Genomic DNA, 14,624 nt, shown 5'->3' with positions numbered 1-14,624 from the left:
CATCTTTATTTGGCAATTTTACTAGCTTTTTCATTTTAACCCTTTTTTGGCATACTCGCCAAAGTGAGATGCACCCATAAATTAAAACAAGAATATTCATTGTTTCAATCCTCTTCCTTCTTTTGTCAACTGTCAACTGTCAACTGTCAACTGTGCCGGAGGGGAATTTCTATCCTAATTTTAGTACCTTTACCAGGTTCCCAAAAACACTTTAACTCTCCTTTATGCTGCTCTACAATTATCCGATAGCTGATAGCAAGTCCTAAACGGCTGCTGTGTTCCGCAGGTTTCGCCATCAACAATGGATCGGAAAATTGGGCTGCGATATCTTCGCTGGTTGCCAGATCGTTATCAGCAATCTCAATAGCAATCCGCTGACCATCGATTACGTGAGTGCTGATCAAAATTACAGGTCTAAATTTCAGCGATTCCGACTCATCCAACTCTTGACTCGACTCTTCCAAAGCATCGATCGCATGATTGATAATATTCAGAAAAGCTTGATTGAGCTGACCCGCGTAACACTCAACTTGCGGCAAATTTCCATATTCCTTCATCACCTTGATATCTCGCCTACCCTCGCGAGCCGGCAAGCGGTGCTGCAACAACAACAGAGTATTTTCTAAACCGTCGGAAATGTCGAATAACTGCCAGCCCGATCGATCGCTGCGGGAAAAATCCTGTACCGACAAGATTATTTGGCGGATGCGATCGCTCCCGGTGCGCATGGAACTCACGATTTTCAATAAATCGTCGAGGATGAATTCCACATCCATATCTTGCTGTTTTTGCATAATTTCCGAGTCGGGATTGACTAGGTGTTTTTGATACAATCGCAGCAGTTCAATTAAATCAGTAGCGTAACTTTGGACATGAGTGAGATTGCTGTAAATAAAAGTAATTGGATTGTTAATATCGTGGGCGATCCCAGATACCAATTCGCCCAAATTAGACATTTTTTCACTTTGCAGTATTCGATCGCGCGACAGTTGCAATTCTTGCTGAGTTCGTTCCAACTCCAGCCTCAACTCGCGCCCACGCAAACCCGCGCGCACCCGCCCCAACAATTCCTGCTTAACTATCGGTGTAAACAAAAAATCGTCCAGCGTGTCCAATTCTTGGGCCCCTGCAAATTGATCGGGTGTTGTCAGCAGCAGAAAATAGGCTGTACCCAATTCTCGTGAAGCGAAGCTATCCCGTTCCCCGTAGGGGTTCCCGAAGGGTAGGGAATCGCCCTTCAGCAGCCGGCACAGATCCAACCAGTTGATTTGAGGCGAAGTCCCGTCGCAAATTACCACATCCGGGGAAAATTCCCTCGCCAAATCTAAAGCTTCCTTGCCGTCAGAAGCCACTTTCAGCTCATGTCCCTCCCCTAACAGTAACTCTTGCACGACTCCCAAAGTCACATCATCCGCGATCGTCAGAATCTTCGCCATCACAACAGCTCCACAACTTACTCTTTAGCATACAACCGCTATCATTGTGCGGACATATTTAAAATTACACAATAGTTCAATCCTCAAAAAAACAGCGGATTCCGGCTCCCTCAAAGCCCTAAATAGCTCAGTAGAAGGTATAATTTTAGACGGAAAATGCAAAACTGCAAATTCTTGCTTTCCTAATTAATCTTTAGATAACAGCTTTCTGCCTTCAGACTGCTGATAAATATCCCAGATACTTTTTCAAGTTGCGCCCGAAAACCATAAAAAAACTTTAAAATTAATTAACAGTAACGTCAAATTCACCTTCTCGGTCTGCGCCTGAGAATGCCAATCACCAACACCACCTCAACTTTGATTCAAGCCGAAACACTACAACTATTAGAATGGCCGCGCCTGTGTCAGCACTTGGCTACCTTCGCGGCCACCAAACTCGGCGTTGCCGCCGCCCTCGACCTCCAAATTCCAGCAACTCAAGCTCAAACAGCAGAACTCCTCGCCCAAACTCAGGAAGCTTATCAGTTAGAAAGCCGTGCTGGCAGTGCTTTGAGTTTTGATGGCATCCAAGACATCGGCGTTTCCCTGCAACGAGCCGAACTGCAAGGTTTGCTCAGCGGCGAAGAATTGCTGGCAATTGCTACCACCCTCGCCGGATCAAGGCAATTGCGCCGGATCATTGACTCTGCGCCCGATGTGCCCACACTCAAAGAACTGGCATCTCAACTGCGGACTTATCCCGAAATCGAACAGGAAATCCATCGCTGTATAGACGATCGCGCTCAAGTAGCCGATCGCGCCACTCCTAAATTAGCAGGAATTCGAGTTCAAATGCGACAATTGCGCGATCGCATTTATCAAATATTGCAAGGTATTTTGCAGCGCCAATCCAACGCCGTCCAAGAACAGGTAATTACCCAAAGAAGCTCCCGCTTTGTCATTCCCGTCAAAGCTCCCCAAAAAGATGCCATCCCCGGCATCGTTCACGACTCCTCCGCCAGCGGCGCGACACTATATGTAGAACCACATAACACAGTCAATCTTAATAACCAAATGCGGCAGTTGCTCAGACAAGAACAAGCCGAAGAGGAAGCAGTCCGCCGCGCCCTCACCGAGCAAGTCGCAGCAGTTAAACCAGATTTAGACAGATTGGTGGTGGTAGTAACAACTTTAGATTTAGCTGCGGCTAAGGCACGCTACGGTTATTGGCTGCAAGCAAACCCGCCGAAATTTATCGAATTGGGAGAGCCTGAATTAGCACCCAAAAATTCAGAAACTGAAGATCAGGAAACTGAAGATCAGGAAACTGAAGATCAGGAACAAGCAGAACAGAGCCAAGTATTAATTCCCAATCTGCGATCGCAAATCACCTTGCGACATTTGCGCCATCCCTTATTAGTTTGGCAGCAGCAATACGAACAAGGCTTTACAGTCGTACCCGTCGATTTGACAATCCAGCCACAGATCCGCGTCGTCGCCATCACCGGCCCCAACACCGGCGGCAAAACTGTTACCCTCAAAACCTTGGGATTAGCAGCTTTAATGGCAAAAGCCGGAATGTTTGTCGCCGCCCGCGAACCCGTAGAATTGCCTTGGTTCGACAACATTTTGGCTGATATTGGTGACGAACAATCTTTGCAGCAAAGTTTGTCTACTTTCTCCGGTCACATCCGCCGCATCAGCCGCATTTTAGAAGTTTTAACTAATAAATCGGAAGGGGAAAGTGCAGGAGAAGGAGAAGAAAATTCCCAATTCCCAATGCCCGATGCCCAATTCCCAATGCCCGATGCCCAATTCCCAATGCCCGATGCCCAATTCCCAATGCCCGATGCCCAATCACTAATTCCCAAATCTTTAGTTTTGTTAGACGAAGTAGGAGCGGGGACAGACCCCTCAGAAGGTAGTGCATTGGCGATCGCCCTATTGCAATATCTCGCCCAACATTCGCTACTAACAATCGCAACTACCCACTTTGGCGAACTCAAAGCCCTTAAATATCAAGACGCGCGCTTTGAAAATGCCTCAGTAGAATTTGACGACAATTCTATGCAGCCCACCTACCGCTTGTTGTGGGGAATTCCCGGACGTTCCAACGCCCTGACTATTGCCAAAAGACTCGGTTTGCTAGCATCCATAGTCGATGAAGCTCAAACCTATGTCGGGGGAGCATCTCAAGATGTCAATCAAGTAATTGCAGGACTCGAAGCCCAGCGCCGGAGACAGGAAACCAAGGCCAGAGAAGCAACTCAACTGCTACACCAAACCGAAAAACTGCACAAGGAAGTTTCTCAAAAAGCAGCGGCTTTGCAAGAACGGGAGCGAGACCTAAAAATAGCTCAGGAAGTGGCAGTAAATGAGGCGATAGGTACGGCGAAATCAGAAATTGCTCAAATCATTCGGAAATTGCAGGCGGGCGATCAAACGGCTCAAAATGCCCAACAGGCGACAGATACCTTAAATCAAATTTCTGAAAAACACCTGCCGTCGCGGAAAGCACCAGCGAAGCCAAAACCGGGTTTTATGCCGAAAACGGGCGATCGCATCCGCATTCCCAGCCTGGGCCAAACCGCCGAAGTCCTCAGCGGCCCCGATGCTAACGAAGAGTTGAGCGTGCGGTTTGGGATTATGAAAATGACTGTCAAACTGGCAGAAATTGAATCCCTCGACGGTGAAAAACCGGAAACTAAAGCTCAATTAGCCAAGGTTGCAGCCCAAGCAGCCGCTACCGCTAAAGCTAAGCAAGCAGCGTCGGAACCGGCCAAACCCAATCCTGAAATTGCCATCCGCACTGCTAATAATTCGATCGATCTCCGGGGCGCGAGAGTCTCCGATGCCGAAATCGAAATCGACAGAGCTCTGTCCAAAGCCGTCGAATACGGTGCGCTGTGGATAATTCACGGCAAGGGTACGGGACAGTTGCGGCGCGGGGTTCACGAGTTCCTCGCTACTCACCCGCAGGTTTCCCGCTTTGAGCTCGCCAGTCAAAAAGAAGGAGGTGGAGGTGTGACGGTGGTTTATCTAAAATAAGCTGGCGTGCATCTAAATTTTCAGAATCATGTTGCTTGAAACTCTTGTGGGGTGGGCATCTTACCCGCCAAAAAACTTAAATCTGTTCTGCCGCAACAGCTTAGTCGGAACACACAGAATTGATTTCGGACACCGGGCGGCGTAGGATGATTGGGGGTAAAATTTTATGGGTTTTTCTGGTTGCTGTCGATCGAACTTGCAACGGCAACTTTCAACTCTCCAATCCGTCCAGCAACTAGGATTGCCGGAATCAAAGCAACGAGTTATGGAGAAAAATTAACAGAATCTGCTTTTGTCCGGCCGCCAAACAAAAGCACTGCATACTGTCGATATCCAGCCTCAACCTGTCTTATTTCCCGTGCCCAAGCCATGCGCTCGACTGTAAAGCCCTCCGCTCCCACAAACCAAACGGGCCCATCTCCCAACTGGGAAGAATTGACCCAAAAAGCACCAGAACCTACCCAGTTGGACAACATTAAAGCCCAACTGGATTTAGTGCTGTTAGCCCTAGAAGCACTGGCAGAAATTGGCTCAGAGGCGATGCTCAAGGTAGCAGCCGAACTGAATTTAGAGCCAATGGTAGCCGATCGCGTGGCTTTGTGGCGGCTGCGCCAATCTAACCCGCTGCGGAAAGGCCAGGGAGGGCGGAAAAAACTGGATGTGGAGGAAGCTCGATCGCTCGTTTTGATCAGCTGTAATTTAGCAAAACAGCACCAAGCTTTAATCCGTCGCGCCGTTGCTCTGCTGGAACAAATGGCAGAGCAAAACCGCGAACCTCACACAGTCGCTTTGTTGGGAGATTATATTGATAGGTTCAGCAACACTTATGCCGATCGCATGGAAGATGCAGAAAACTTATCGGCAAAAGAACTAACTAATTTAGCCCTGAAACTCCTGATCGATTTGCTATTTTACAGCAGTCCCGGCGGTCACAGGCGGCTCTGGCTGGCTCTCCTAGACCGTGCCAAGAATTAAGCTAAGTCATAATGAAAACGAGAATGAAAAACATCAAGAACAGGCAAGATGCCTATTCCACCAAAAAATTTATTTGTTGTGGAACAGGCCGGAAAGCCTGTTACTAAAAAAGCTTGTTAAGAATGCTACCAAATATCAGATAAAACATAGTTATTCCATCTTCCTAATGACAACAATCAACAATCAACTGACAACTGACAACTGACAACAATCAACAATCAACTGACAACTGACAACTGACTTCATTATGGCTCTAAAACGGTACACGCCCCCCACTTGCACGCTGGAAATTACAGCCAAAAGTTCGCCTCTATCTCGCTGGGCGGGCCAACCTGTGTTTAAATCTTTAAATTTCGAGTTGCGGCTTGACGACCCCAGGCTACCAGATACCGAACACGTTACACTCAGGGGCGATCGCAATCAACTCGAAACTCTCCACGAAGCAGTCAGTAACTACGTCCAAAACTTGCTCGGCGAAACTCGCGATTGGGAAAGCAATATCGAGCCTGAAATTACCCATACTGTTAGCGCAGACTTGCCAGAGTCCGCCCGTAATGCCGTTATAGTCGATCGACCACCCAACACATCCGAACTAGCCACCGCCGCCCCAAACACTACCTACCTGCCCGTTTCCCCCCGCTTAGAACCCCGCGGCTTGCTCGCCCACAACTTGTTTTTAGGCTCATTGAGCGCCGCCGAATCCGGGCCGGAAGTACACCTGAGCACAATCCAACTCTTTGACTTGGCCACCGCACTAGATGACTGCGCCGCCGAAGTCATGGCCCTTCCCAACCTCAACCGCGATCGCCGACAACCGAAAGCATTATCATGGCTAAATATCGCAGCAATCCTAGTCGCCAGCGCGGGTTTGACGACGGGAATTGTTAAAATGCTCGATCGATCCAACAGCTCCCCACAAACCGCCACAGCCCCCGCCACAGCCCCCGCTAATCCACAATTTACCCCCGTACCAGGACAGCCCCAGATAGTTGCCGGCGCCACCCCCAGCCCAGTTCCCGCCCCCACCACATCCCCAACACCAACAGCCACACCCGGTTTACCCCCCCTACCGCCCCCGCCCATCAACACCACCGCCGCCACCCCCAGCCCCAGCTTGCCCCCAATTGCGATCGGTCCAGCTCCAAGCACCAACAAACCCAGCCCCATCCAGCAGCCACCCCTGCTATTTGCCCCCAACAGCAGCGCGGGGGCATCACAGAGCGCCCTCCCTCAAGGGCAAATCATCACCATTCCCGATCCCGCAGGGCCCTCAATTGCCGCCCCCCAAGCACCCGCAACAGCACCCTACCTGCTGCCCCCCGTACCACCCAGACTAGCTCCCGCCGTACCCCCACCCCTGCCACCATCCCTATCTGCATCCCGACTTCCCGTTCCCCCACAGCAACCCTTCCCCCGCCTCCCCCAGCCGATTTACCCCCCCGCCAGCGAATTTCCACCCCTTGAGGACGCTAAACCGCCAGCCGAGTCTGACAACAACCAGGCTACCGCCAGCCCCAAAAACCGCACTTTATTTGATACAATTCCTCAAGTTTCAGAAGCTAGAACCTACTTTGAAGAACGCTGGAAGCCACCAGAAGGCATGGAACAAACCTTGGAATACAGCGTGCAAATCGATGAGAACGGCTCAATTCAAACTATTGTACCGATGGGAAAAGCAGCATCCGATAATATCGAACAAGTTAATATGCCCTTAGTCGGCGAGCCCTTTGTTTCTCCCGTTTCCAACGGAAAAATTCCAAAAATCCGAGTGGTTTTGAGACCGAACGGTCGAGTACAAACATTTTTAGAAGAGACTGATTAAACCCTCTAACCAACATTTTCTAGCTTGAAAAATAAGGTTGATTGCCAATATTAAGCAAATACAAAAACAATCGATTTTTAGGTGTAACGGCCACCACCAGCTTGTTGACAGTAGCTTTAGTTTGTGCCGCAAACATTTCTTTGCCAGTGCGGGCAGAATTACCTGTAAAAAATATCTTAGTTCAAAATACAGGAGCCAACGAATATTTTCAGCAAGGCTTAAGTTTGGCTGCACAACAAGATAGAGAAGGTGCAGAAGCCGCCTTTCGCAGAGCAATTCAAATCGACCCCAATTTAGCCGAAGCTTACGCCAACTTAGGCAGCCTTCTAGCCAATCAAAACAAACTAGCAGAAGCAGTTCCCAATTTTCAAACCGCAATTCGCCTCAAACCGAACGTCCCAGAATTTCATTATATGTTTGGGCAAGTCCTCTACGCACAAGATAAAATATCAGATGCAGTAGAGTTATTTAAAAAAGCCAGAGATTTATTGAAAAAGCAAGGCAAAACTCAAGAAGCAAATTCACTCGAACGAGTGATTAAAGCATGACAAAGTAACTCAATTAGGGTGCGTACCGCAAACCACACCCTAATTGACGATTCTCCCTCAAAATCTGGTATGGCAGTTTCTCTCAATTCCCTTTTTTTCTATCCCAAACTTCTCCAACCCAATAAAAAACCGCAATCCCGGCAAAACTAAATAAAAAATCTTCAATACTAGCAGTACGATTCGGTAAAATAGCTTGCAGCGTTTCTTCCGCAGCAGTAAACACAGTAAAAATTGCCGGCCCGAAAGGAATTGGATAATTAAATAAACGCATCATTTTTTTCCCCGTCGCTCGATGGCACAAAAAAGAGGCAATACCGTACAAAATAAAGTGTCCGAGTTTGTCATAAGGCGGATGAGCAAGAGGAAAGTTAACTAATTTTCCCATATCTGCTATCAGCATAATACTGAGAATACTTAAAAAATACAAAACAGAGGCAACAATCCAGAATTTTTTTGAAAATAATTTCATCTAATTTTTTCCCCAATATATTTGTAGGGGCGAAGCATTCCGGCAGTAAACCTCTGGTTCTCACTAAGGAATGAAAATTTAATAACTTATACTTTTGTTTTTGTGGGATGGGCGTCTCGCCCGTCCAGAAAGGGCGGGCTCTTCCGCCCACCCCACAAACTTGTGTAAATTATTTAATTCGCGATCCTAATAAATTGTTTGCCGGAATGCTTCGCCCTTCCACTCTACAAGTTTTTTGGACATTCTGCTTCCCCAGAGACTGAATTCCTGTAAAATACAAATATAAATTTATTTGTGCATCAAACACAACTGTCTCAACTATATGAATACCATATCACCTTACGGCTCTTGGAAATCTCCCATTACCTCAGATTTAATTGTTTCAGGAACTGTCGGACTCGGACAAATTGCCATTGACGGCGATGATATTTACTGGGTAGAAGGAAGACCCTCAGAAGCAGGGAGAAGCGTCATTGTGCGGCGCACTCCCGACGGTAAAATCAGTGACGTAACACCCGCACCTTTTAACGTTCGCACTCGCGTTCACGAATACGGCGGCGCTTCCTTTGCAGTTGCTAGCGGCACTATCTATTTCTCTCATTTTGCAGACCAGCGCATTTACTCTCAAACATTAGATACTCAACCAGAACCTCTGACACCTGCTGCTAATTGTCGCTACGCAGATGTCATTATTGACAATCAAAGAAATCGCCTAATTTGCGTGCGCGAAGACCATGCAGGTGAGAGCGAATGTGTCAATACCATTGTTAGCATTAATTTAGATGACGGCGCAGATATTCAAATCTTAACTCAGGGCAATGATTTTTATGCTTCCCCTCGTTTGAGTCCTGACGGTTCTCAACTTGTCTGGATTTGTTGGAACCATCCAAATATGCCGTGGGATGGCACAGAATTGTGGGTAGCAGAAATTAATGCTGACGGTTCTTTAGGCGAAAAAAACTTAGTTGCTGGCGCAGTTGATGAGTCGATTTTTCAGCCGGAATGGTCAACCGATGGAGTTTTGTATTTTGTTTCCGATAAGTCGAATTGGTGGAATTTCTACCGCTGGCAATCTAGAACTTCCCTCAATCCCCAAGAAATCGAACCTCTCTGCGAAATGTCCGCCGAATTCGGTCTTCCCCAATGGGTTTTTGGAATGTCTACCTATGCTGTTGTCTCGGAGAGCAAAATTATTTGCACCTACACTCAGCAAGGTAAGTGGCATTTGGCAAGTCTCGATTTAGCGACCAAGCATTTGACAAATATTCAGACACCTTACACTGATATTTCGTCAGTCACAGCGCGGGAAGAAACAGTTGTTTTTCTAGCAGGTTCGCCGACTGAATCTACTGCTATTGTACAACTCAATTTAGCTACAAGTCAACTAGAAATATTGCGCAAATCTAGCGATTTACGCATCGAGTCTGGTTATCTTTCCGTACCGGAACCGCTGGAATTTCCCACAGAAAACGGTTTGACTGCTTTCGGCTTCTTCTATCCTCCGAAAAATCAAGATTTTGCTGCACCTGCGGGTGAAAAACCGCCGTTAGTTGTGAAAAGCCACGGCGGCCCCACTGCTGCTACTTCTAGTAGCATGAGTTTGAAAATTCAATATTGGACGAGTCGCGGTTTTGCTGTCCTTGATGTCAACTACGGCGGTAGCACTGGTTATGGCCGAGAATATCGCAGAAGACTGCAAGATAGTTGGGGGATTGTTGATGTTGACGACTGCGCTAACGGTGCTAAATATTTAGCCGAAAAGGGTTTGGTTGATGGCGAAAGAATGGCGATTGCTGGAGGCAGTGCAGGGGGATATACGACTCTGTGCGCTCTGACTTTCCGCGATGTTTTTAAGGCTGGTGCGAGCTATTATGGAGTTAGTGATTTGGAAGCTTTGGCAACTGATACTCATAAGTTTGAAGCGCGCTATCTGGATGGATTGATCGGGCCTTATCCTGCACGCAAAGATTTGTATGTAGCTCGTTCTCCCATTCATTCTGCTGAACGTTTATCTTGTCCTGTGATCTTCTTTCAAGGATTGGAGGATAAAGTTGTGCCACCCAATCAAGCGGAGATGATGGTGGAGATATTGAAGGCTAAGGGTTTGCCGGTTGCTTACGTTGCTTATGAAGGGGAACAGCACGGTTTTCGCCGCGCTGAAAATATCAAAAGAACTCTTGATGGCGAATTCTATTTCTATTCCCGGGTGTTTAAGTTTGAGTTGGCTGAACCAGTCGAAGCAGTGCCGATTTACAATCTTTAGCACAAATTAATGCTACCAAGAAAGTATTGGGTTTGTTTACACTGTTGCTTGCTGTAGTGCAGGTGCGTCGCTGTGAGATTGTAGATATGCAAGTCAGGGATTTTTTATGGCGACACACCCTACAGATTTAGGCATGATTCGCAAATATTGAATGTGATTTAGTTCACACATTTGGCTGTTTATTATCACAAGTTTTTGCTGTTGGCTGTCACATCTTTTAATGGAATATACGTAGAAACTATGAAAGTGCGATCGCTCTCTGTTACCGCAGAAACGATCGATCGCGCGATCGTCAAGTTGAGAGTCAATCTCTATGCAAACTCCTGTCAACCTGATTCCATCTGCTTTGGGCGAGCTGTTTGCCGAAGTGAATCATACTGGCTACATTACTTTAGCCGATCGCTACGGTTTGCTGGCAGCTATTTTTGACGAAACTTTGACTGAGGATGACAAACGCTCGATCGATCGCCTCCTGCGCTCTGTGTGCCGGGGTAGGATAAAATTGGTGAACGAACTTTCTATGGTCAGGTAAGTGCCGATAATTTTCCTTAATTCTAATTTTAAACATCTCAATAATCAAAAAAAAGTTCCAATTGTCTCATAATTGGAACTTTGATAGATGAAACTCTTTTTAATTCTTGATCAAGATATGACTAAAGCAAAAAAATAGTCTGACGCGCTACATAAAGTCGTAGGGTGCGCACTGCGCACCCTACATAATAGTAGTTTTGCGTAAGTTCTAACCAGTTTAACGTGCAGGCATAGCTGTAGCGAACTGCAACTTGCTTAAACTTTCTTCCGGCCCCAAATCCATCGGATAGCTGAGTGCCGCAGGAATTCCCAACACGCAACAGGGAAAATTCTTGCCTAGTTGTCTAACCAAGGGGTGATTACCAGAATTGCAGCCCAAAAATAGTAAATTTGCAGATTCTAGTTCTACCACATTTTTCAATTCTGTAGCAACCCGCCCGATGCGTAAATGAGCTTTGAATAAACCGCGCCATTCCTCAGCTAAACAGCGCGCTTGCCACAGCAACTTATCTGCTACTTCGTACTCATTATCTTGACCAAAAATTGCTCGCAAATAAGGCGGATCGATCCAGGTTGTCCGCTGGGATACCGATTGGATTTCGGCTGGAGGTAAAGCGATCGCAGGCGCCGCACATTTCAGGGCAGATATTTCCTCTAAATCCGATTGTTGTGGCTTGGCAGCCCAGAGATTTCCCGAAGCAAAATTGCAAGTATCTTCGCCGTAACTGTTGGGCGCTTCGTCGAGCACGTAGACGACTTGCACCGTGACTTCTTTGGTTGTTACTAAACGGGTTTGATGCGCAATCCAAAGGGTAATATCGAGAGCTGTTTGACTTTTGGGAGAACTGTTGTAACCGACAATAAAATTGATAGCTTTTGCCGATTTTGTAGATTTAGAATTCTTAGAAATTGGCACTTTTGGCTCCGGCAGCAACACCATTTCTTCCGCTAAGTTTTGGTATCCCAATGCACTTTCAAAACGCGCTAAAATGGTTTTGAGATTCACAGGCTTGACCTCTCTTAAGTGAATTATTTTGTCTGTTCGTCGGGTGTTATTCGTCTTGGGTAAAGTAGCGATCGAGAAAATTCAAAGCATAGTTTCGCAGTTCGTAATACTCCTGAGATTCGCGCAACTCCTGGCGATCGCGCGGATGGGCAAACGGTACTGCCAAAATCTCGCCGATTGTCGCCGCCGGGCCGTTTGTCATCAACACAATGCGATCGGACATATAGATAGCTTCATCCACATCGTGAGTAATCATCATTGCAGCTTGTCTGTGCTTTTCCCAGATATCCAGCACCTGTTTCTGCAACTTGCCACGAGTCAGAGCATCCAGCGCTCCAAACGGTTCGTCCATTAATAACATCTTCGGGCGAAGTGCCAGAGCTCGCGCAATCCCCACTCGCTGTTTCATGCCCCCTGAAATTTGATCGGGATATTTATCGGCTGCTGCTGTTAAGTTTACCATTGCTAGATGCTCGTTGACAAGGCTAATCTTCTCAGCGCGGTTGAGATTTTGCAAAACTTCATCAACTGCTAGCCGAATATTTTCCCGCACCGTCAGCCAAGGTAGCAATCCGTAGTGCTGAAACACCATCATGCGATCGGCTCCCGGTTTGCGAATTTCTTTGCCTTCGAGTGTCACTATTCCCTTGCTTTGTTGCTCCAAACCTGCCACTATTTTCAGTAGCGTTGATTTGCCACAACCAGAGTGACCGATTACCGAAATGAATTCATTTTCTCCAATACTTAAGTTGATATTGTCTAAAACGCTAAACTCGCTGCCGTCAGCATTTTTATACGACTTGAACAAGTTTTCAATTTCCAAAAACTTGGATTGGCTGTTAGTGTTGTCGTTGGCTTGGGTAGATGTAGAAGTAAATTGAGTCACGGTGTTATCCTGAAAATTAGTAAAATGTTAATTAGATTTTCTTTGGGTTAGATAAGTGGTAAGGTGCGCAGTTCGCACCATACAATAACTTTATCCAACACTTTAGAAACTAAGACTGGAAAAAAGATTGAGGGCGGTTGGCTCTAATTTCAAAACTATTCAAATAACCTACCGGATCGCTTGGATCAAATGCTTTTTTGTCAATAAAAACTTCCGCAGGTTCAACTTGATAGTCTTCTGTGGGACAATCGATCGCCATTTCGGCAACAATCTTGCGGTAAAGGTCGGTTTTCCAAGCTTTTTTAGCTAATTCCTCAGCATTTTTTGGAACTTCTTTAATCTGTCCCCAGCGAGCGGCTTGAGTCATCAACCAAATACTCTGAGACTGCCACATAAATGTTGAATGATTTCCGGGTATTTGAGGCAAATTTTTAGGAATGTCATAGAAAATAGTTGCATCTTCCGATTGTATGGTGCGGTCTTTTCCATCAAACCCTCCATAGTTGTAGTCGCCAACTATTGCCGGTCGCGTAAATTTGTCGATCGCCCCTTTTTTCGGTTTCGCCCCCGTAAACGATCGCTCAGTCAGCAGCGCCGATATTTCATTGCGATTTTCCGGCTTGCTGCAATACTGACAAGCTTCCACCATTGCCTTAACCAGCGAGTAATAAGTCTTCGGATTTTCATCAATGAAAGATTGCATTACTCCCAAAAGGCGATCGGGATGTCCCAGCCAAACTTCCTTGCCTTGCACGAAGGTAAAACCCACTCCCAAGTTGCCTTGAATTGCCCGCGTATTCCAAGGTTCGGCCACCATGTAAGCCTGCATGGCGCCAATCCTGATGTTCGTTACCATCTGCGGCGGCGGCACAATAATTACCCGAAATTCTTTGAACGGATCGACACCGGCAGCCGCCGATATGTAGCGGACAAAGTATTCGTAAATCGCAGAACTCAGAACCACTGCCCAAACCCTGTTTTCCGACGGCTGACTGTCAAAAAAGGCTCGAAATTGTTTACCAAATTCTTCCAAATTGCCGTTATATTCGTGCCACGGGCGTAAACCGAAATCCCACATAGCTTTGTTCATCGTCATGGCGTTGCCGTGGCGGTGAATTGTCATTGCCGCGCACAGGGGTGCGTGGCGCGCTCCTTCGGCGCCAATTCGGGCGTTTGTGACCGCGCCGGATACGACTGGGGAGGCGTCGAGGCGGCCGAAGATTACGCCGTCGCGGGAGGTTGCCCAGCTTGCTTCGCGGTTGAGTTCGACGTTTAAACCGTATTTGCGGAAAAAGCCTTTTTTCCAGGCGATCGCAAATGGTGCACAATCGTTAACGGGTACGTATCCTATGGTTAAATTTGGTTTCTCTAAGGTTGCCGAATCGACGATCGGCTTTACCGCTTCGGCTTCTTCAGTGAGTCCTTTTGCCGATCGATCCGCGTTAATTCCACAACCAGATAAAGCCATTCCCGCCGCCGCCGCACCCATTCCTTGCAAAAACTCTCGGCGGTTCAATTCATTGGAAAACTTGTCACTCATACCATTTTAGATTAAAGAATTGGCAATGACTAATAGACGAGCAATTGCAGGGCAAGCTCATCTAATTTGGTATAAATTGTACTTGACAAAAAGGCAATGATCGGGTGTGCACCATTTAATG

At 46.9% G+C, this 14,624-nt stretch carries 12 protein-coding genes; 6 read left to right on the top strand and 6 right to left on the bottom strand.

Going from position 1 to position 14,624, the window contains the following annotated elements:
* Positions 1 to 146 precede the first annotated feature (146 nt).
* A complete protein-coding gene (locus tag QUB52_RS26940; protein WP_332975361.1) occupies positions 147 to 1,436 on the bottom strand; it encodes an ATP-binding protein in 1,290 nt (429 codons plus the stop codon).
* Positions 1,437 to 1,793: 357 nt separating this feature from the next.
* Between QUB52_RS26940 and QUB52_RS26935 the strand changes: the two genes are divergently transcribed.
* From QUB52_RS26935 to QUB52_RS26920, 4 genes are all read left to right on the top strand, one after another.
* Positions 1,794 to 4,463 carry an endonuclease MutS2 gene (locus QUB52_RS26935; protein WP_332975366.1) on the top strand — a complete coding sequence of 890 codons (2,670 nt, stop codon included), beginning with the start codon at positions 1,794 to 1,796 and terminating at the stop codon, positions 4,461 to 4,463.
* Positions 4,464 to 4,613: 150 nt separating this feature from the next.
* On the top strand, positions 4,614 to 5,438 hold the full coding sequence (locus tag QUB52_RS26930) for a DUF3038 domain-containing protein (RefSeq protein WP_442923229.1): 825 nt from the start codon (positions 4,614 to 4,616) through the stop codon (positions 5,436 to 5,438).
* Between the two features lie 247 nt (positions 5,439 to 5,685).
* The gene (locus QUB52_RS26925; protein ID WP_332975362.1) at positions 5,686 to 7,260 is read left to right on the top strand and encodes a DUF4335 domain-containing protein; all 1,575 of its coding nucleotides are present in this window, start codon (positions 5,686 to 5,688) and stop codon (positions 7,258 to 7,260) included.
* A 41-nt stretch (positions 7,261 to 7,301) separates the two neighbouring features.
* Positions 7,302 to 7,808 (top strand): tetratricopeptide repeat protein, encoded by a 507-nt coding sequence (locus tag QUB52_RS26920; protein WP_265238730.1) that lies wholly within the window; start codon positions 7,302 to 7,304, stop codon positions 7,806 to 7,808.
* An 82-nt stretch (positions 7,809 to 7,890) separates the two neighbouring features.
* Here QUB52_RS26920 and QUB52_RS26915 read toward each other — a convergent pair whose 3' ends face one another.
* Positions 7,891 to 8,277, bottom strand: a complete 387-nt coding sequence (locus QUB52_RS26915; protein WP_265238728.1) for a VanZ family protein — start codon at positions 8,275 to 8,277, stop codon at positions 7,891 to 7,893.
* A gap of 322 nt (positions 8,278 to 8,599) precedes the next feature.
* Here QUB52_RS26915 and QUB52_RS26910 point away from each other — a divergent pair, with 322 nt between their 5' ends.
* Complete coding sequence (locus QUB52_RS26910) at positions 8,600 to 10,540, top strand: S9 family peptidase (RefSeq protein WP_332975363.1); 1,941 nt, start codon at positions 8,600 to 8,602, stop codon at positions 10,538 to 10,540.
* Positions 10,541 to 10,725: 185 nt separating this feature from the next.
* On the opposite strand, the gene QUB52_RS26905 is transcribed toward QUB52_RS26910, so the two are convergent.
* On the bottom strand, positions 10,726 to 10,848 hold the full coding sequence (locus tag QUB52_RS26905; RefSeq protein ID WP_265238725.1) for a hypothetical protein: 123 nt from the start codon (positions 10,846 to 10,848) through the stop codon (positions 10,726 to 10,728).
* A 5-nt stretch (positions 10,849 to 10,853) separates the two neighbouring features.
* Between QUB52_RS26905 and QUB52_RS26900 the strand changes: the two genes are divergently transcribed.
* The gene (locus QUB52_RS26900; protein WP_265238723.1) at positions 10,854 to 11,072 is read left to right on the top strand and encodes a hypothetical protein; all 219 of its coding nucleotides are present in this window, start codon (positions 10,854 to 10,856) and stop codon (positions 11,070 to 11,072) included.
* Between the two features lie 216 nt (positions 11,073 to 11,288).
* Here the strand turns inward: QUB52_RS26900 and QUB52_RS26895 are convergent, their stop codons facing one another.
* From QUB52_RS26895 to QUB52_RS26885, 3 genes are all read right to left on the bottom strand, one after another.
* Complete coding sequence (locus QUB52_RS26895) at positions 11,289 to 12,077, bottom strand: universal stress protein (protein WP_265238721.1); 789 nt, start codon at positions 12,075 to 12,077, stop codon at positions 11,289 to 11,291.
* A gap of 46 nt (positions 12,078 to 12,123) precedes the next feature.
* Positions 12,124 to 12,963, bottom strand: coding sequence for an ABC transporter ATP-binding protein (locus QUB52_RS26890; RefSeq protein ID WP_332975364.1), 840 nt, complete (start codon positions 12,961 to 12,963; stop codon positions 12,124 to 12,126).
* A 109-nt stretch (positions 12,964 to 13,072) separates the two neighbouring features.
* Positions 13,073 to 14,503: an ABC transporter substrate-binding protein gene (locus tag QUB52_RS26885; protein ID WP_332975365.1), complete on the bottom strand. Its 1,431-nt coding sequence runs from the start codon at positions 14,501 to 14,503 to the stop codon at positions 13,073 to 13,075.
* Positions 14,504 to 14,624: the final 121 nt, after the last annotated feature.

The sequence above is a fragment of the Microcoleus sp. A6-C6 genome (genome assembly GCF_036705955.1).
Taxonomy (GTDB): Bacteria; Cyanobacteriota; Cyanobacteriia; order Cyanobacteriales; family Microcoleaceae; genus Microcoleus.
Note: the sequence above shows the minus strand (reverse complement) of the source record. Positions and strands in the feature narration are given on the sequence as shown.